At 61.3% G+C, this 17,660-nt stretch carries 13 protein-coding genes and 2 pseudogenes; 5 read left to right on the top strand and 10 right to left on the bottom strand.

Annotated features, from left to right (window positions below; all coding sequences use genetic code 11):
• Positions 1 to 59 precede the first annotated feature (59 nt).
• On the bottom strand, positions 60 to 1,046 hold the full coding sequence (locus DOL89_RS22110) for a bifunctional enoyl-CoA hydratase/phosphate acetyltransferase (protein ID WP_119681541.1): 987 nt from the start codon (positions 1,044 to 1,046) through the stop codon (positions 60 to 62).
• Between the two features lie 85 nt (positions 1,047 to 1,131).
• Entirely contained in the window at positions 1,132 to 2,034 is a 903-nt protein-coding gene (locus DOL89_RS22115; protein WP_119681542.1) for an IclR family transcriptional regulator, read from the bottom strand.
• A 1,599-nt stretch (positions 2,035 to 3,633) separates the two neighbouring features.
• Here DOL89_RS22115 and xsc point away from each other — a divergent pair.
• The 3 genes and pseudogenes from xsc to DOL89_RS22135 form a co-directional block, all read left to right on the top strand.
• Positions 3,634 to 5,409: a sulfoacetaldehyde acetyltransferase gene (gene xsc, locus DOL89_RS22125; protein ID WP_119681544.1), complete on the top strand. Its 1,776-nt coding sequence runs from the start codon at positions 3,634 to 3,636 to the stop codon at positions 5,407 to 5,409.
• Between the two features lie 302 nt (positions 5,410 to 5,711).
• Positions 5,712 to 5,996 carry a transposase gene (locus tag DOL89_RS25185; protein WP_162937798.1) on the top strand — a complete coding sequence of 95 codons (285 nt, stop codon included), beginning with the start codon at positions 5,712 to 5,714 and terminating at the stop codon, positions 5,994 to 5,996.
• A gap of 322 nt (positions 5,997 to 6,318) precedes the next feature.
• Positions 6,319 to 6,465: pseudogene (locus DOL89_RS22135) on the top strand (transposase); the annotation flags it as partial.
• A gap of 16 nt (positions 6,466 to 6,481) precedes the next feature.
• Here DOL89_RS22135 and DOL89_RS22140 read toward each other — a convergent pair.
• The 4 genes from DOL89_RS22140 to tnpA all read right to left on the bottom strand — a co-directional run bounded on the left by DOL89_RS22140 (position 6,482) and on the right by tnpA (position 9,153).
• Positions 6,482 to 6,721: a hypothetical protein gene (locus DOL89_RS22140; protein WP_119681546.1), complete on the bottom strand. Its 240-nt coding sequence runs from the start codon at positions 6,719 to 6,721 to the stop codon at positions 6,482 to 6,484.
• A 4-nt stretch (positions 6,722 to 6,725) separates the two neighbouring features.
• Positions 6,726 to 8,351, bottom strand: a complete 1,626-nt coding sequence (tnpC, locus tag DOL89_RS22145) for an IS66 family transposase (protein WP_119681547.1) — start codon at positions 8,349 to 8,351, stop codon at positions 6,726 to 6,728.
• Positions 8,352 to 8,431: 80 nt separating this feature from the next.
• Entirely contained in the window at positions 8,432 to 8,779 is a 348-nt protein-coding gene (gene tnpB, locus DOL89_RS22150; RefSeq protein WP_119680994.1) for an IS66 family insertion sequence element accessory protein TnpB, read from the bottom strand.
• On the bottom strand, positions 8,776 to 9,153 hold the full coding sequence (gene tnpA, locus DOL89_RS22155; protein WP_119680993.1) for an IS66-like element accessory protein TnpA: 378 nt from the start codon (positions 9,151 to 9,153) through the stop codon (positions 8,776 to 8,778). The genes tnpB and tnpA overlap by 4 nt, the downstream gene beginning before the upstream one ends.
• 24 nt (positions 9,154 to 9,177) lie before the next feature.
• On the opposite strand from tnpA, the gene DOL89_RS22160 reads away from it, so the two are divergent.
• Positions 9,178 to 9,878, top strand: a protein-coding gene (locus tag DOL89_RS22160) for an IS5 family transposase (RefSeq protein ID WP_404813521.1) whose coding sequence is annotated in 2 segments (ribosomal slippage) — positions 9,178 to 9,484 and positions 9,484 to 9,878 — 702 coding nt in all. Because the reading frame shifts where the segments join, the coding sequence is not laid out codon by codon here.
• A gap of 8 nt (positions 9,879 to 9,886) precedes the next feature.
• Here the strand turns inward: DOL89_RS22160 and DOL89_RS22165 are convergent.
• Positions 9,887 to 10,702, bottom strand: a complete 816-nt coding sequence (locus tag DOL89_RS22165; protein WP_119681548.1) for an IclR family transcriptional regulator — start codon at positions 10,700 to 10,702, stop codon at positions 9,887 to 9,889.
• Between the two features lie 923 nt (positions 10,703 to 11,625).
• On the opposite strand from DOL89_RS22165, the gene DOL89_RS22170 reads away from it, so the two are divergent.
• The gene (locus DOL89_RS22170) at positions 11,626 to 12,630 is read left to right on the top strand and encodes an IS481 family transposase (RefSeq protein WP_119681549.1); all 1,005 of its coding nucleotides are present in this window, start codon (positions 11,626 to 11,628) and stop codon (positions 12,628 to 12,630) included.
• Positions 12,631 to 12,764: 134 nt separating this feature from the next.
• On the opposite strand, the gene DOL89_RS22175 is transcribed toward DOL89_RS22170, so the two are convergent.
• From DOL89_RS22175 to DOL89_RS26155, 3 genes and pseudogenes are all read right to left on the bottom strand, one after another.
• Positions 12,765 to 13,796 carry an IS110 family RNA-guided transposase gene (locus tag DOL89_RS22175; RefSeq protein WP_119681550.1) on the bottom strand — a complete coding sequence of 344 codons (1,032 nt, stop codon included), beginning with the start codon at positions 13,794 to 13,796 and terminating at the stop codon, positions 12,765 to 12,767.
• A 170-nt stretch (positions 13,797 to 13,966) separates the two neighbouring features.
• Complete coding sequence (locus tag DOL89_RS22180; RefSeq protein ID WP_162937799.1) at positions 13,967 to 17,113, bottom strand: PAS domain-containing protein; 3,147 nt, start codon at positions 17,111 to 17,113, stop codon at positions 13,967 to 13,969.
• 266 nt (positions 17,114 to 17,379) lie between these two features.
• Positions 17,380 to 17,640 (bottom strand): annotated as a pseudogene (locus DOL89_RS26155) (hypothetical protein); the annotation flags it as partial.
• Positions 17,641 to 17,660: the final 20 nt, after the last annotated feature.

The raw sequence follows: 17,660 nt of genomic DNA on the forward strand, positions 1-17,660 counted from the left end.
CTCCCAGGTTGTAGAGACATATCCGAGCTTCCTGATTGGCTCGGTTCCGGCGAAGTGAGCTAGAGGCCGGTCACGGCCTGTATTGCTGGTCCAGTCTGGACCAGCGGCGGCAAGTCCGTTGACCTGCTGCTGGCCAGAATTTTGGCAATCGCCGCGGCGGCGATGCGCGCTTCCGGCGGATCGGCCCGCGAGGTCAATATGATCGGAACCGCAGCGCCCAGAACCACGCCGGCTGCGACCGCCCCAAGAAAATGCACCATCATTTTGAAAAGCGCGTTCCCGGTATCGATGCTTGGCACGACCAGCACATCGGCTACGCCTGCACAGGGATGGTTCAGTCCCTTGATGCGCGCCGCCTCGACCGATACGGCAAGATCAAGTGCCATTGGACCAAAGACACGGGCCCCCTCAACCGCACCTGCAGCACAGCGCCGGGTCAGCTCAGCTGCATCGATCGACGAGGGAACGCGGTGCGTGACTTCCTCTGTACAGGACAGGAGCGCCACCCGGGGCTCCGTACAGCCAAGCAATTTCGCAAGTTCAACGGCGTTGCGGATGATATCAAGTTTGGTGTCCACATCGGGCGCAATATTTACGGCAGCATCGGTGATGATGAGTTCGCGTCCTGTGGATGGCACTGTCATGTGGAACGCATGTGTGAACCGCCGACCGATGCGCAGGCCATGCTGCCGGTCAAGGGCAGCGGACAGAAGAGTATCGGTATGAAGATGGCCCTTCATCAGAATGCCAACCTCACCGGAGCGGGCTAGGGCAACGGACAAGCGTGCCGCGCTTGTCTCGTCCTGAGCTGGGATTACGCAGGCACCATGCAGATTCCAACCAATCTCGCGGGCCTTTCGTGTAATAATGTCGGGGTCGCCAACGAGTACTGGCTCGATTAGACCATGTTGGGCGGCCCGCCACGCGCCTGCGAGCGCCACCGCCGATCCAGCTGCGACCACCGCAGCCGGAACAGCCTCAGACATCCCCGCCCGGGTTAAAAGCCGTTCCGGACACCCGTTCTGAAGCGCAAATGCGCCGGCCATGATTCCCTCCTTCAGTGGACAGCAAAGCCCTGTTGGGGAGCAGCTGCGCAATAGCATGCCTGATCCTGGTTGGACCGGCTGTGCGTCAGGTGTGACACCGATCTGTTGGAGGATCCGTGAGGCCGGAGCCACTCGTCGGCGGCGCAGCTTCGTTGCTGGTTTCCGCCGACTGCATGCATTCGCCAAATACCGGAGCAAGGGCGTTTGCGGCGCCGAGCAGTATCGGCAGATGGGTGGCGATGTTGGCGCGTGTAACCCTGGCCTTCGGTGCCTGAATGGCAAGCGCGGCAATCACGCGGCCGGCACCGTTGCGAATGGGAACGGCGGTACAAAACACGCCCGGCACATACTCTTCGTCATCAACCGCATAACTGCTTGCGCGGATTGCGATGAGTTCACGGAGCAAAAGTTCAGGATTGCACAGGGTATGGTCTGTGAAGCGGGGCAGCGATAAGCCTTGAAGTATCCGCGCTTGTAATGTGTCGGACAGATGCGCCAGGAACAGCTTTCCCATTGCTGTACAGTGCAGCGGGACGCGCGATCCAACGCCGAAATTGAGCCGGAGAGGCGAGTTGCCGGCTTCAACGCGGTCGAGATAGACAACATCGCCCCCGTCAAAAACACCAACGTTGCAAGTCTCGCCAAGTTCAAAGCTCAGATTGCGCAAAATCGCACGTGCAGGCGCATCGGCCAGAGCAGCCCGTAGCGCATCGAGCGCCAAGTGTCTAAGCCGCGGCCCGATCATTATTGCGCGACGATCCAGATTCCGCGTCAGATATCCCTTCTCCTCAAGGGCTCCAACCAGCCGATGTGCAGTTGGCTTTGGCAACTCGAGCCGGTCGATGATTTCCCGAATGAGGATAGGCCGGCCGGCTGCGGCAACAGTTTCGAGCACGGCAAGGATCCGCTCTCCCGCCCCCTTTAGGTCTACCGGGTCGGAGGCAGCAGGCGGTGTTTCAGTCTGGTAATCCGCAGTCAGACGGATCATAGCGCATCCTCCCAGCCAAGAGCTATCCGCTCGCTTTCGAGAGCTTTTCGCCCGCATTCTGGAGACTATGGCTCCACGTCACGGTCTGCTCTTTTTCGGCCAATCGTCTCATGTAGAGAGACGTTGTGTTTCATCAATCCACCTGTCTGCCGGTGAGCGCAAGGAAAAATAACATCCTACCCATTTTGCCCGTTTGCTCAGGGAGAACATTACATTCTGCCAAGGAAGGCAAACCGGGCCGGGGATCTGGAGATTCGGTTAGCGAAGCGGAATTGCGCTGCTCGCCGGATCGCGAGACCCCTCAAGCAAGCGCCTTCCGTCTCTGGAAGAATCTGGAGCAAGGCTGGCGACATGTGAAAAATGGCGACCAGCGTAGGACTCCGTGTCTGGACAATATGCGCCAGCTTTGTGTCGGGAACACTCGCGGGCTACGTGTCGGATAGCAACTCCGGTAAGTCAGGCCTCTGGCCAGCAAGCAGCTGAAAAGCCGCACTATCCGGACCATAATATTTGGTCACACGCTTTCAGGAATCGGCAGTTCATCAAGGCTAATTACCGCCGATGCCATTCCTGCTGATCAGACCGCCGGGCCGCTCATGCTCACCTAGTCAGACAGGCGAAACCTCAGGCTCAGCGTGCCGGCAGCCAGCATCGCCGACGTGGCGCGATACTAAAAGTAGGTAGGGCCATATTTCTGCTTGCGCAAGGAGCAGCGGCGGTGATTTATGAAACAGAATGTCTCTTTCAATGAGACCAGAAGCCGTAAAGGCGGTAGCCCACGGATCAGGTGGGCAGTTGGCTGAAAAACAGGCCAACAGTGCCTGGCTGGGAGGACGCATCATGATCTGCCAAGACCCAAATTCGCATATCAGTATGCCATCTGAGATTCGTTCGGATCATATCGCTCCGGCATCTAAGTCGCCTGTTGGCGACGCAAAGAAATCGCGATAGTTCCGCGTGTGGTCGCCTGGACCGGCGGAACGGGAGCGTACAGAGATGGCGCCGAAAATGGTAGTTTCACGATTTGGCGAATATGCCGCTCTGCTCCGCTTATACCGTAAGGGAATCTAGCTCCGGGCCGGGTTCATCTTTGCATGTACGTCCAGGTCCTCTGCCCGCGCCCAGAATACAAGGGTCAAGTGGGAAAGGGATAGCAGAAGATGAAAAGTGAGATCTTTGATCGATCCTCACCCGATCCAACGGTCGCGCTCTGGCGCGCCGTTGTCCGCCAAGCCATTCTTGATGCTGTGGCTTCCAGTACAGCCGATCACGTTTGGGCTGCCCGACGCTGGCTACTTGAGCAGGATGAGGACTTTCTTGAGGTCTGCTGCCATGCCAGCCTTGATCCTGGGGCAGTACGGCAGCGGGCGCGGTACGTTGCAGAGGTGAAAGAATGGCGCCTGCCGCGCGATCGTGTGCAGTGGGACCGCGAAGGTCGCCGACGGCGGTTAAGTGCTACAAGCCGAACCGGCCAACCAGACCAAGATCAACGGCGCCGCCAAGCTGTCAGCGCTCTAGCGCGTACTGATAACACTACCTAACGCGCTACGATCTGCGCCGACAGGGCCACCGAATACTTTCAACGAAAGGGTTACCGTCATGAAAATGACCACTGAAGAAGCTTTCATCAAGGTCCTACAGATGCACGGGATCCAGCATGCCTTCGGCATTATCGGATCAGCTATGATGCCTGTCTCGGACCTATTTCCGAAGGCTGGAATCACCTTTTGGGACTGCGCGCACGAAAGCAATGCGGCCTTGATTTGCGACGGCTATACCCGTGTCACTGGTAAGATGGCCATGGCCATCGCCCAGAATGGGCCCGGCGTAACGGGCTTTGTTACCGCAATCAAAACAGCCTACTGGAACCACACCCCTATGCTCTTGGTAACCCCACAAGCTGCCAATAAAACGATAGGGCAGGGTGGGTTCCAAGAGGTCGAACAGATGGCCCTGTTTGAAGATATGGTGTGCTACCAGGAGGAGGTGCGTGATCCAAACCGTGTTCCGGAGGTTCTTAACCGCGTCATCGAGAAGGCATGGCGCGGCTGTGCACCAGCGCAAATCAACATTCCTCGGGATTACTGGACCCACGTCATTGATGTCGAGCTGCCACAGATCGTCCGATTGGAGCGTCCTGCTGGTGGTAGGCACGCCATCGCCGAAGCTGCCCGGTTGCTTTCAGAAGCGCGATTTCCTGTCATTCTTAATGGTGCCGGCGTCGTCATCGGCGGGGCCATTCCGGAGTCGGTGGCGCTTGCCGAACGGTTGGACGCGCCGGTTTGCTGTGGGTACCAGCACAATGATGCGTTCCCCGGAAGTCACCCTCTGGCTGCTGGACCCCTTGGCTACAATGGCTCTAAGGCCGCTATGGAGCTTATCGCCAGGGCTGATGTTGTTTTGGCGCTTGGCACACGTCTTAATCCCTTCTCCACGCTGCCCGGTTACGGAATCGATTACTGGCCCAAGCAGGCCAAGATCATTCAAGTGGATATCAACCCTGACCGGATCGGCCTGACTAAGCGGGTAACCGTCGGTATTTGTGGCGACGCCAAGCAGGTGGCGCAGCAACTCTTGGAACAGCTTGCGGCTACGGCAGGGGATCTCGATCGCGAAGCGCGGCGAAATTTGATTCACCAGACCAAGTCCGCTTGGCTGCAAATGCTGTCCTCTCTGGACCATGAGGAGGATGATCCCGGTACTAGCTGGAATGCCGAGGCCCGTGAGCGAGACGCCGACCGGATGTCGCCGCGCCAAGCTTGGCGTGCTATTCAGGCCGCCTTGCCACGGAACGCTATTATTTCGACAGACATCGGTAATAACTGTGCTATCGGAAATGCTTATCCCTCGTTCGATGAAGGGCGCAAGTACCTGGCACCTGGAATGTTTGGACCTTGTGGCTACGGTTTTCCGGCCATCATCGGTGCGAAAATCGGTGCTCCCGACGTTCCTGTGATTGGTTTCGCCGGTGACGGTGCATTTGGCATCTCAATGAACGAGATGACTTCAATCGGGCGTCCGGAATGGCCGGGCGTCACGATGGTAATCTTCCGCAACTATCAATGGGGCGCAGAAAAACGCAATACCACGCTTTGGTATGATAACAATTTTGTTGGAACTGAGCTCGATCCAGCGCTCAGCTATGCAAAGGTCGCGGAAGGATGTGGTCTGAAAGGCGTTACGGTGCGCACCCAAACCGATCTCACCACATCACTTAATCAAGCCGTTGAAGATCAAGCTCGAGGAATCACCACCTTCATCGAGGTGGTTCTCAATCAGGAGCTTGGCGAACCATTTCGGCGCGACGCTATGAAAAAGCCGGTGGTTGTTGCCGGGATCAATCCGTCTGACATGCGCCCGCAGCAGGTTACTTGATCCGGTCTCGGGACATCGTCAGCGAGATTGATGAAGAAGGTGCCACAGCAAGTTCGCAAACACCTCGCCCACTTTTACCGGTGGGCGAGGGTCGTCCCGGAATGGTAGCTGTTTATGGCTCGAGTGCAATTCGCGTTTTGGACGGATCCTCGTCGAGCTTTCCTTTGAAGCAGAGGGGACGCTGGCGACCATCCTTGCCTTGCTGTTGCGGGATTTTGTGTGCGTTGGCAATTTATTCCGACGCCTTGGTGAACTGCTCCCTGTTTCGACCGGACACCGGGCGAGCCCGGAGGTATAGGCGTATGCCTGTGGCCAAACCTGTATATGAGCCGATTCAGCGGATTGAGGTCTTCACCGGTGTCCAGCTTCGGAGGCGGTTCTCCCTTGAGGAGAAGCTCCGGTTTGTGGCGGATTCCAGCCAGCTCGGAATGTCGGTCAGCTATATCGCCCACAAGCACGGCATTGCGCCGAGCATGCTGTTTCACTGGCGACGTCGCTTGGCCAAGGGTGGCAGGGAAGCGGTACGTGTGGATGACGAGGTCATTGGAGCGGCTGAAGCGCGCCGAACCGAAGGAGCGAGTGCGTGAACTGGAGCGCATTCTCGGCTGCAAGACCGCGGAGAACGAGATCCTGCGTGAGGCGCTCGACACTGCGCTGGCAAAAAACAGATTTCGCTGCCGATCTGGCCGGACGAAACGCTGGCCGATGACCGCCATCCCCGGAACTCTCGGAGTTTCCCGGTCCGGCCTGTACGGCCGCCTAATCGGGCAGTCCGAGCCCAGAGGACCCTACCGGAAGGCCGGTGACGTCAAGCTGTCGCCAGACGTCCCAGCTACGGCCATCGCCGGATCGCGGCAGTGCTAGGTCATGAACTCATAAAGGGGTAGCGGCGTGGGGGGAGGAGCCTTGATGAGTACGGCGCGCCGCTATGAACTGACCGACTTCGAATGGTCGATCATCAAACCCTTGCTTCCGAACAAGCCACGTGGCATGCCGCGGGCCGACGACCAGAGGGTGCTGAACGGCATCTGTTGGCGGCTCAGGAGTACTCATCCGGTGAGCACCGCGGAGATCATGTGCTGTGGTGCCGCCTGAGCTGGTCGGGATGGGCTTTGTAGTACTCGATCAGGTCCTGAAGGTTCTCAAGGCCGAACGGCGTGAATGCGATGGTCTGCTCCTCGCCCGGGCCGTAGACCCAGAGGCAGCCATCCTCGGCGTTCATCTCGGTACAGACATCCCAGAGCCAGTCCTCGTCTTCGCCCAGCTGTTCGGCGGCCCGCGCAATGGTGCAGACGGACGAAATGGCCGGCATAGGCTCAGGCTGCGAGGGCTGGGGCCCGCCGCTGCTTCCATTCCCAGGGGAGCAGCTCGTGCAGGCGGTTCTGGGGCAGGTCGTTGATGCGAGCCAGGACATCGGCCAGCCAGGCTTGTGGATCGATGCCGTTCAGCTTGGCGGAGATCACCAGACCGTACATGAACGCAGCACGCTGGCCGCCCCGGTCGCTGCCCGCGAACATCCAGGCCCGGCGCCCGAGAGCCACACCGCGCAGCGCTCTTTCGGCCGCATTGTTGGTCAGGCAGACGCGGCCGTCCGTCAGGAACCGGGTGAACCGGGGCCAGCGGGTCAGCATATAATCCAGCGCCTTCGCCACAGGAGCGTGTCTCGACATCGCCGCGCGATGGTCGCGCATCCAGGTCTCGAGCTCATCGACCAGGGGCTTCGCCTTCTCCTGCCGGATGTCCAGGCGCTGCACCGCCGGCAGGCCGTTGATCTCGCGCTCCAGGCTGAACAGCACGTCGATGCGCGTCACCGCCTCCAGCGCCACCGGAGAAATCTCCGGCGCCTTCCCGCCGCGGCGCGCCTTGGCGGCGATGTCCGCCAGCTCGAAAAACTTCCGACGTGCATGTGCCCAACAAAGGGCGTCGGTGACCGGTCCCGGCTTCCGGGTCGGCGCGTACAGCCGGTCGTAGCCGGCATAGGCGTCGGCTTGGAGCAGGCCCGCATAGCCGGCCAGGTGCGCCTCCGGATGCGAGCCGCTGCGGTCGCGTGAGTAGTAGAACACCGCCGCCGGCGGGGCCTGGCCGGCAAAGGGACGATCATCGCGGGCATAGACCCAGAGCCGGCCGGTATCGGTCTTGTCCTTCGCCAGCACCGGCACCGTGGTGTCGTCGCCGTGCAGGCGTTCAGCCGCCAGGACGTGTTTTTCCAGCAGGGTATGGAGCGGCCTCAAGGTGGCGCAGGCATGGCCGACCTGATCGGCGGCGGTGGACAGGCTGACCGGCAGCCCCTCGCGGGCAAAGCGCTCACACTGGCGGTTCAGCGGCAAGTGATGGGCGAACTTGTCGACCAGGATGGTGGCCAGCAGGTTCGGTCCGGCCCAGCCCCGGGGCGTGGCATGGAACGGCGCCGGCGCCTGGCTGATCCGCTCGCAATCCCGGCAGCTCACCTTCTCCCGCACGGTCTGGATGATCTTGTAGGAGGCGGGAATGCGCTCGGCACTCTCCGTCACCGTCTCGCCCAACTTGCTCAGCCGCGTCGACCCGCAGCACGGGCAGCTGGTCGGCGCCGGGATGACGACACGCTCGCGGGGCAGATGCTCAGGGAACGCTCTGCGTGCCGGTCGCTTGCGGGCGAACGCTGCCACTGTCGTGGTCCTGGCCGCGGCCTGTTCGGCAATAAGCTCGTCCTCGCTGGCGCTGGTCTCCAACTCTTCCAGCTCCAGCTCGAGCTGATCCAGCAGCCGGGCCTTGCGCTCCGAGCGCTGGCCATAGAGCTCGCGCTGGAGCTTCTCGATCTGGAGGGTCAGGGTGGCGATCCGGGCCTGATCGTCGGAGCGCTTGGCCTCCGCCTGGGCCAGCCGGGCCTCGGCGTCAGCTGCCTTCGCCTGCGCTTCAGCAAGCGCGGCGCGCAAGGCGGCGATGTCGTCGGGCAGGCTGTCCATGCCCACCAGTATACTCCGGAAAGCCGCAGCAATCCTGGACTTTCCACGCCCGCGGGACCCCCTGATTCACCCTGTCGCAGCTATCCCGCCGACCGTGGCCGAAACGTGTGTTGTGGGTTGCGCCAATCGATCGCGTCGAGCAGATAGCCCAGCTGCGCCGCCGAAATCGCGACAGCGCCGTCCGCCGGGGTGGGCCAGACGAACCGTCCTTTCTCCAAACGCTTCACGTACAAGGACATGCCCAGGCCGTCGTGCCAGAGACATTTCACCAGGTCACCCCGGCGGCCGCGAAAGACGAACAGATCACCGGCATGGGGATCGCGGCCCAGGCCTTCCTGCACCTTCAGCGCCAGCGAGTTCATCCCGCAGCGCATGTCAGTGACCCCGCCCGCCAGCCAGACCCGCACCCCGCTCGGCACCACGATCATGCCGACCGCTCCGCCAGGACGACCAGGGCTGCCGTCACGACCGACGCTTCCACGGCTCCGCTGATCCGCACGCGCGTCCCGCTCGCGAACTCCACCTCCATGACACCGGCTGAGGTCGGCGGCGCCGTCGTCGACAACTCCGTTACCGTGACCGGCGTGAAGGCTGGGAGACGCGGTGGGTCGCCGAACAACTGACGACGCCAGCGATACAGGAGGCTCTGGTCAATTCCGAGCCGCCGGGCAACGCTCGCCACCTGCACTCCAGGCGCAAACGCCTCCTCCACCAGCCGGACTTTCTCGTCGGCGCTGAACCGGCGACGACCCGCCAGCCCGGTGATCACTTCTACACGCTGCGAAGCCATAGGGACTGCCATAGGGATAGTCACAGGGATATCCCTATGACTCTCACATCACCCCACACCCAAACAGGCGACCCTCACCGGAGGCGTACGCTCAGGACAGGCTCGCCCTGGGCCGGTATCCCCGAGCGCTATGGTCCGGCAACGACCTGCGCCAACCGCTTCCGCCGCTGGGTGAAGATCGGGGTGTGGGACCGCGTCTTCGAGGCGGTGTCCAAGGCCTATGACGGCGACCTGCAGATGATCGACTCGTCTTCGATCCGGGTCCACCAACATGGTGGGAACGTAAAAAAGGGGGGCCGCACGCCACGCCGGCCGCCGCTCGAAACGACGCTCGAACCCAGTGCATGGGGCGCTCGCGAGGCGGACTGACGACCAAGATCCACGCGCTCGTCGACGCCAACGGACTGCCGGTGGCGCTGAAACTCACCGAGGGCCAGGCTCACGACGGCGTCAGCGCCGCCGATATGCTGGAGGGGCTGGGCGACGGTCAAATCCTGCTCGCCGACCGAACCTACGACAGCGATCGTCTCCGCCAGAGCCTTAGCGACCGCGGGGCCTTCGCCGACGTTAAGCCGATGAAGGGCCGCAAGCGAACGCTCGCCTTCAGCCCATGGCTCTATCGCCAGCGCAACCTCGTTGAGCGCTTCTTTTCAAAGCTCAAACACGATCGCGCCGTCGATACCCGATACGAAAAGCACGCCACAAACTTCCTCGCCGCCGTCAAAATGAGCCGGTGACCTAGAGTTCAGCTGGTCGTGGTTTTAAGCAATACTGCGAAGAGCTCTGCCCCTCGTTGTAAGCACTGTAGTACTTCAGGAAGGCGATTGTGTGATAATCTAGCTTTAGGGCCCTGCGCAGCAATTGCTACCATCGATCTGCCGGTTACCGCTGGAACAGGCACCGCAACACAGAATACTCCTGCAATAAATTCCTCATCGTCGATTGCGTAGCCATTCGCACGAATGCGCTGAAGCTCGGGTGTTAATGCATTCTCGTCAAGTAACGTATATCCTGTGTAGCGAGTAAAGCTTAGCTGCTGGATCGTGCGCATCCGTTTGCTGTCGGGCAGGTATGCCAGGAAAAGCTTCCCAAGGGCAGAACAGTGCAACGGAACTCGCGAGCCCACTCCAAACTGGAGGCGCAAGGGGGAGTGTTCTACCTCGACACGATCGACGTAAATTGCTGCATCGCCGTCTAGTACGCCTATATTGCACGTTTCACCAATTTCAGCACTGATCTGGCGAAGAGCGGCACGCCGCGGGGCAAGCAGCAGGGATGAACGCAGAATTTTCATTCCGAGCTTTGTGGCTTCAGGACCGATAGTAACGTCCCGAGTTCCAGCAGTGCGGGCAAGGAATTTTTTTTCCAGCAAGTTATTGACCAGACGGTGCGCTGTTGGCTTCGGCAGGCCAAGACGAGTGCCGATTGCCTTGACGGGAACGGCTTCGTTCGCGGAGGCAATCAGTTCAAGAACTGACAGCGTCCGATCAGCCGCGGCGCGACGAACCGGATTAAAGTCGTTTTCCGGTTCGCTATTCAATATTTCACTTGCTTCCACCATCTAGAGCAATTCCTTGTTTTCGTAGCCGGTGCGCTAATATGCATCTCTTTTGATGCGCTCAATGCGTTGACCTAGACTGCCGTAGGTCTAAGACAACTGCCGACCAGAGCTGGTTTTCACCGGAGCAAGAAGCCCAAGCGAACCTTACGGTGACGGCGGCCGACTTCATAGCTTTCAGTGCGGCAGGACCTGCTACTTCTGCCGGGTCGCATGTGAGATGCCTGTGCCGGTATATCGGTCGGCTATGGCGGAAATCGTGCCTCATCGATACAGGCCAGATATGAGTTCCAGAGTAAGCACGTAATGTTAAGATGTTATTCCAAGCATTGCCATTCTGCGCCACCGATTGACCCGGTAGGGCGGGAAGTTTTCAGATTGCGCGGATTCTGCTTTAAGTTCTGCGCCGACAAGTCAATACGACGAGCTAAGCTTATGTTGGTCTCGACTATTGCACTTATGACGATAAGAGGAATCGAGTCAACCAACTGTTCGAACATCTTAACTCCATGGCATGGGCATTGCAGCTTACTCGAGCGCTATGTCTCAAGATGGGAATCAACTCGGCTTTTGGCAATGCAGCAAAGGTGGATCTGTTGCGAAGCTTGAGGATGGACCCAGATCCCCCACCTTAGTTGTGTGATGGCGGAGCGTTGTTGGGATCCGGTGTGTTGGGCCATTCAGGACTACAGCTGCTGGATCAAAGGGCGTCTGGCTGCGGCCCGGTCGTGAGGCGGGTCGCGGCGCGGTGCCCTCTGTCGTCGCCATGACGAGCCCCAAGCGCCCGCCGCGCGACGGCCGGTCAACCCCGAAGCCGCCTGTGGCGGTGGCCCGCTAGGGCCAGGGTTGAGGGGCCGACCGCGGCGGGCATCATCCCTCGTGGCGGCGCCGGGGAGCCCTTGGGTGCCAGCCGGAAGGGGGCCGCCATGTTCCAGATCCACCCCAACGCCCGCACCACGCCGGCCGTGCGCGCCGCCATTGCCGCCTCCGCGGAGCCCTCGGGTGTGCTGGCCAAGCGCTACGGCGTCAGCACCGAAACCATCCGCAAGTGGCGCAAGCGCGGTCCGGATGACGTCCAAGACCATACCTCGCGGCCCAAACATCTGCGCTGGAGAGCCTCGGACGAAGAACGGGCCATCGTCTGCGAGCTGCGCCGGAGCACCGGCTTTGCTCTGGACGACCTCACCTTTACGCTGCGCCACTTCCTGCCCCACCTCAACCGTGACTCCATCTACCGCATCCTGAAAGCTGAAGGCCTGGGCCAGCTGCCGGCCCCAACGGTCACGGCGCCCAAGAAGGGCACCAAACAGTTCAAGGAGTACGACCGCGGCTTCGTGCACATCGACATCAAGCACCTGCCCAAACTGCACGTGATCGGCTCCGGGGCCCGCAAACGCTATCTCTATGTCGCCATCGACCGCGCCTCGCGCATGGTCCACCTGGCGGTCAAGGACGAGGAAACCGAAGCCTGCGCCACCGCCTTCCTCAGAGAAGCCGTGGCCGCCTTTCCCTTCCGGGTCACCCACGTCTTGACCGACCGCGGCAGCTGCTTCACCGCCGACGGCTTCGAGGCCGCCTGCCGGGCGCTGGACGTGCAGCACCGCACGACCAAGCCCTACAGGCCGCAGACCAACGGCATGGTCGAACGCTTCAACGGCCGCATCGGGCGGAAGGTGCTGGTCATGTGCATCGGCACCCATGATGCCCTGGAGCGCCTGCTGAGCGGCTACAGGCTCGGCTACAACGCCCGCCGACAGCGTGTCCTCACCGGCCGCTCCCCCAACGACGTCGTCCATGAGCGCCTCGCCGACAAACCCAATCTGGCCAACCCGGCCTATCGGCCGTCCAGTCCGTGCGACCTCACGAAAACCAAGCTTGCCGCCCAGCTCACGGTGTACACCGCCAAGGACGTGTCGCCACCGGACAACTAGGGCGCGGGCTCGGCCGCAGGTGCAGCCCTCCCACCACTACTCTCGTCCTCACTGCCTCCCGCGTCCCGGCGACGGGACATCCCCGGGGACAGGGCCAGCGCCCCGTCTGAACCCTTCCTTTTGTGGCAGCCGCGTCACGCCGCCACCGCCTCCTTGCCCCAGCGGAACTCGCTGCCGTCAACCCATATCCGGTGCAGCACGGTTGCCAGCTTGCGGGCCAGGGCCACCTTGGCCCGCTTCACGCCCCGGCGCCGTGCCACCTCCGCCGCCCAGTGCTTCAGGGCGGAGAACCGGGTCGTCCGGCTCAGCAGCACATTGGCCGCCTCATAAAGTGCTGTGCGCACCATGGCGTCGCCTGCCTTGCTCACCCCGCCCACAATGTCGGTCTCGCCCGACTGGTAGCGCTTGGGCGTCAGGCCCACATGTGCACCCACAGCCCGTGACCTGGCGAACCGGCCGGGATCGTCGATGGTGGCCGTGAAGGTGAGAGCCACCACCGCGCCAACACCGGGCACCGTCATCAGCCGCCGGCAGATCGCATCGGCCCGCACGGCCGCCAGTACCCGCCGGTGCAGCGCCATGAACTCCGTCTGCAATCCGGCCCGCGCCGTCAGCATCGAGCCGGTCACCGCTTCCAGCATCTCGTGCCCGGCCACCAGCTCGCGGACCCGCCTCTCGAACCGGCCCTTGCTCACCTCGCCGACCTTCAGCCCGAACCCGCGCAGGAGGCCGCGGATGGAAAACTCCACGTCGCGCAGTTTGGCCTGCAGCAGCTTGCGCCCAACCAGCAGGGCCCGCAGTTCCTGCGCGCCAGGGGACTTGCGGTGCACCGGCCGGTACCAGCCCATGCGCAGCAGCTGGGCGATGCCGCGGGCGTCTTTGCGATCCGTCTTCACCACCATGGCCGACAGTGCCGCCTTGACGTGCCGGGTCTCCAGCAGTACCGCGTCAAACCCGGCAGCCACCAGGCCTGCGTGCAGCCACTGCGACAAGGGACCGGCCTCCAGCCCGACCCGCACCGGCACCGGGCACAGGCTCCGCAGGAAAGTCACCAGCGCACCGGGCTCGCTGGCCACCTTGGCCTCGCGCACCACCCGGCCCTTGGCGTCCACCACGCACACGCTGCTCAGTTCCAACGACACGTCGATCCCGGCATACTGCTCCATGGCTGCTCTCCGATGATGCTCGGGGCCGACCCGCTCGGGCCCCGTTCCTCACACCATCACTCTGGGGGACAGCCACCCAGCACGCCATCCTTTGGCCCAAGCCCATTACGGCATCTAACGGTGCCGTTGCGCCGCAGCGGTGGTCCACATATGACAGTGCACTCTGAAATTCAATGAGCCTTAATGTTCATAATGCGGTCAATTGGTAGTGAGACCGTGACCTGCGTACCCGCTCCAGGCTTGCTCTCAAGCTTGAGGCTGCCGCCATGCAGTTCAACCAGCACACGGCTGATATGGAGGCTCATCCCGGAACCCTGGTGTTGTCGGGCCAGCACGTTGTCGGCGATCTGGACAAAAGGCTGTCCAAGGTTCGGGATCCGATCCGGCGGGATGCCGATGCCGGTATCGATGACCGTGATGTCCACCGTCGCCGGCTTCACCTCCACGATGATGCTGATGGTGCCTCCCGGCGGGGTGAACTTGATGGCATTGCCCAACAGGTTCAACAGGACCTGTCGGAGACGACGATGATCAGCCCGGATCACCGGAGCCGGGGACGGCAGGGTCAGTGCGACCGTCAACCCGGCTGATTCAGCTTGCTGCTGAAGCAACCTGATCACTTCGCCGGTGAGCCGCTCTGTTTCAACAAGCTCTTCCTGCAGGGCGATCTGGCCCGCGTCAATTCGGGCTGCATCTAGCACATCATTGATCAGGCTCAGCAGGTGGCGGCCGCTGGCGTGGATGTCTTCGGCGTATTCGCGATACTGGACCTGCCCGACAGGGCCAAGGGCCTCATGGGATATCAGGTCGCTAAAACCGATGATGGCGTTCAGCGGCGTCCGGAGTTCGTGGCTCATGCTGGTGAGGAAGATCGTCTTGGCCCGGTTCGCGGCCTCGGCTTCCTCCTTGGCAATCTTGAGCCTTTCCTGCATCCGGCGTTGCTCTGTCACGTCCTGGACAATGCCAAAGACAGCGGTGACGCCGCCTGTGCTGTCGAACTCAAGTTCGCCGTCAACCCAGTGAACCCGCTCCTCACCGGTCAGAGTGCGGATTCTAAACTCCCGTTGTCCTGGTTGCCGGTCCGTTATAGTCCGCCTCAAATGCTCGGCAAGGCCGTCCCGGTCCTCATAATGGACGCGGGCCATGTACTCGTCGATAGTGGGGGAGTAGCCCGGTTGCGATCCCATGAGGTCGTGAGTGCCGGTGGACCATTCCAGTCTGCCGGTGTCCACGAGCAGTCGCCAATGACCCATGCCGGCGATCTGCTGAGCCTTCAGGAGTTCCCGCTCCCGGCGTTCCAAGGCTTGCTGCTGCCGTACGCGGTCGGTCACGTCCTGACAGATGCCAAAGATATGGGTGACCTCCCCTGATTCTGAAAGCTCGCAACGGCTTTCGGCCCACATGATCCGTTCTTCGCCATGGGGAAGGCAGAAGCGGTATTCGGTCTCGAATGTGCTTTGTTCGCTCACACAGCGGTTGAGAGCCTCAATCATGCGGTCCCGATCTTCAGGAACGATCCGGGCATGCCAATTGTCGATGGTGGGTTGGAAGGTATCTCGGTCGAAGCCGAAAATCCGAAAGACTTCGTCCGACCACACCACCTCTGTGGTACCGACCTGCCATCGCCAGTTTCCGAGCTTGGCGATCCGCTGAGCGTCTGATAGCTGCTGTTCGCGATCCATGAGAGCAGCCAGCGTCTGCCTCTCGGCTGTAATGTCCGTACCTGTACCACGGTGGCCCAAGAACAAGCCGTCCTTGGAGAACATCGGCTTTCCGTTGATCCGGAAATGGCGGATGTCGCCATCTGCGGTCCGGAAGCCGAACTCAAAGTTTCGGATCGGCCGGTGCAGGCGGAGATCTTCGGCATGCTTAGCCCACCTCGGTGCCGTGGTGTCCTCCTCCACGATCTCCGTAGGGAGCCGTCCCAAAATGTCTGCCGGGCTGAGCCCGAACCGCTCGAGGCCTCGCTCTGAGATGAAGGAGAGGCGGTGATCAGCATCACTCTCCCAGAACCAGTCCGACGCCGTTTCAGCGAAGTCACGGAACCGCTGCTCACTGAGACGGAGCCGCTCCATGGCCATCATCTGGTCAGTGATGTCATAGAGAGAGCCGGCCATCAGGACCGGCTGTCCCTTCTCGTCCCAGATCGCCTGTCCCTTGGCATGGAACCAGCGATACTGCCCATCCGGCTGAAGCAGGCGGTACTGAGCATTATAGTGACCGAAACCATCCAGGTGCCGACGCATCACGGCAGTCGTTCTGTCCCGGTCCTCGGGATGCATCCGCTCCAGAAGGTAGGCCGGAAGACTTTCCTCAGGGTAGGCCCAGGTGATGCTGGCCTCATCTTCCTGGTCCAGACCGACCATGGTCCGGTACAGGGGGGAGGTGAACATCGAGGCCCGCTGGAAGTCCATTTCCCACAGACCAACGCTGGCCCCTTGTATGGCCAAGTCGTGCCGTTGGATGCTTCGCTGTAGTGCTGCCTCCCCCTGAGCCTTCCTGGCCACAATGGCAGCCAGCCGGGAGAGCCGGTGAGCCAACTCCAGTTCCCATTCGTCGGGGGCATGGGGAATGGGATGGTAAATGGCGAAGGTGCCGTAGACCGTGCCGTCCACCATAACCGGGAAGGACCAGCAGGCCCGAAGGCCGTGCGACAAGGCGAGGGAACGGAATCTGCTCCAGCGGTGATCCGTGCCGATGTCGGTGACGATCACCGGCTCCCCAGTGTGGGCAGCAGTCCCACACGATCCAGCATCCGGGCCGATGGCGACGCCATCAACAGCTTCATTATAGGCCGGCGGTAGGCTGGGACCGGCTCCGCTTCGTAGACGCAGGCCGCTCTCATCCAGCAACAGGATGGAACAGCGACTGCCCGCAATAAGGTCTTCATAGAGTAGGCATATCTGATTGAGCAGGATCTGCTGCGTGGCCCCATTGGCCATCGCTTCCAGAACGGCCTGTTCACCTTGGCTGAGATCCTCGGCCCGCTTCCGTTTGCTGAGATCCGTGACTGTCCCGAATAGCTGGACGACGTGTCCGTCCGGCGACGTCAATGCTTGGGTCTGGACTTCAACCCAGCGGTAACTGCCATTCCGACACTGGGCACGGTATTCGCCAGTCGTAGAAGTAACCTGCCCTGAGATCAGGCCGAGGAGCCTCTTGCTTAGCCGAACCTGATCATCCGGATGGACGAACTCCCGGCAGGAACGGCCGAGGCACTCGGCAGGATCAAAGCCAGTGATGGTGGCCCAGGCTGGATTGAGGAACTGGAACCGCCCATTGGCATCCACAGCGAACTGGGCCGCCGGGTTGGACATGACGATCTGATGTGTCAAATCCGCCGGAGGCAGTAGGCTCGAGGACGACATTGATATCGAGTCCTTCGACAGGTCGCTTTTGGTGGATCAGGCTGTGTGAGGCATCATTCGTTAAACTGGCCCTAACGACATGTCGGTCGGACAAGGAGGTAGGCAATGGGACCATGTCCACCAAGCTGCTCAGGCGGTATCCTGATGACACCATCAACTCGATGGGCTTGGTGGCTTGCCGGTATAGCGCTGGCATGACAAGCACGACAATGTCGTCAACTTGCCGGCCGTCGGTCGCAAAGAGGGCTGGTGCATTCTCTCAGATGGCGAAGGCCGCGCCGACACAGGGCCCAGGCCTGGAAGGCCTGGGCCCTGTGTCGGCGATGACCGGTATGGGAGAGATCAGCAGGGCGGCGGAAGAGGTTCGTAACCTGGTCGTGAACGGACAGGAACCGTTGGGCCTGCCCTGGTGATTTGAACTTCTTCATGGTGCGGTCCCGTCGTCGGGTTGGCTGATGACTGTTCTCGGCTGTATTTCCGAACCTAAGTTTGACCC

The sequence above is a fragment of the Indioceanicola profundi genome, assembly GCF_003568845.1.
Lineage (GTDB): Bacteria > Pseudomonadota > Alphaproteobacteria > Azospirillales > Azospirillaceae > Indioceanicola > Indioceanicola profundi.

What these genes read in the sequence shown, in the direction of transcription:
- tnpA (WP_119680993.1), bottom strand. Translation starts at nt 9,153, where the DNA reads ATGGCAGTCCCTATGGCTTCGCAGCGTGTAGAAGTGATCACCGGGCTG.
- DOL89_RS22110 (WP_119681541.1), bottom strand. Translation starts at nt 1,046, where the DNA reads ATGGCCGGCGCATTTGCGCTTCAGAACGGGTGTCCGGAACGGCTTTTA.
- xsc (WP_119681544.1), top strand. Translation starts at nt 3,634, where the DNA reads ATGAAAATGACCACTGAAGAAGCTTTCATCAAGGTCCTACAGATGCAC.
- DOL89_RS22140 (WP_119681546.1), bottom strand. Translation starts at nt 6,721, where the DNA reads ATGCCGGCCATTTCGTCCGTCTGCACCATTGCGCGGGCCGCCGAACAG.
- DOL89_RS22165 (WP_119681548.1), bottom strand. Translation starts at nt 10,702, where the DNA reads ATGGTGGAAGCAAGTGAAATATTGAATAGCGAACCGGAAAACGACTTT.
- DOL89_RS22115 (WP_119681542.1), bottom strand. Translation starts at nt 2,034, where the DNA reads ATGATCCGTCTGACTGCGGATTACCAGACTGAAACACCGCCTGCTGCC.
- DOL89_RS25185 (WP_162937798.1), top strand. Translation starts at nt 5,712, where the DNA reads ATGCCTGTGGCCAAACCTGTATATGAGCCGATTCAGCGGATTGAGGTC.
- DOL89_RS22180 (WP_162937799.1), bottom strand. Translation starts at nt 17,113, where the DNA reads ATGTCCAACCCGGCGGCCCAGTTCGCTGTGGATGCCAATGGGCGGTTC.
- tnpB (WP_119680994.1), bottom strand. Translation starts at nt 8,779, where the DNA reads ATGATCGTGGTGCCGAGCGGGGTGCGGGTCTGGCTGGCGGGCGGGGTC.
- tnpC (WP_119681547.1), bottom strand. Translation starts at nt 8,351, where the DNA reads ATGGACAGCCTGCCCGACGACATCGCCGCCTTGCGCGCCGCGCTTGCT.
- DOL89_RS22175 (WP_119681550.1), bottom strand. Translation starts at nt 13,796, where the DNA reads ATGGAGCAGTATGCCGGGATCGACGTGTCGTTGGAACTGAGCAGCGTG.
- DOL89_RS22170 (WP_119681549.1), top strand. Translation starts at nt 11,626, where the DNA reads ATGTTCCAGATCCACCCCAACGCCCGCACCACGCCGGCCGTGCGCGCC.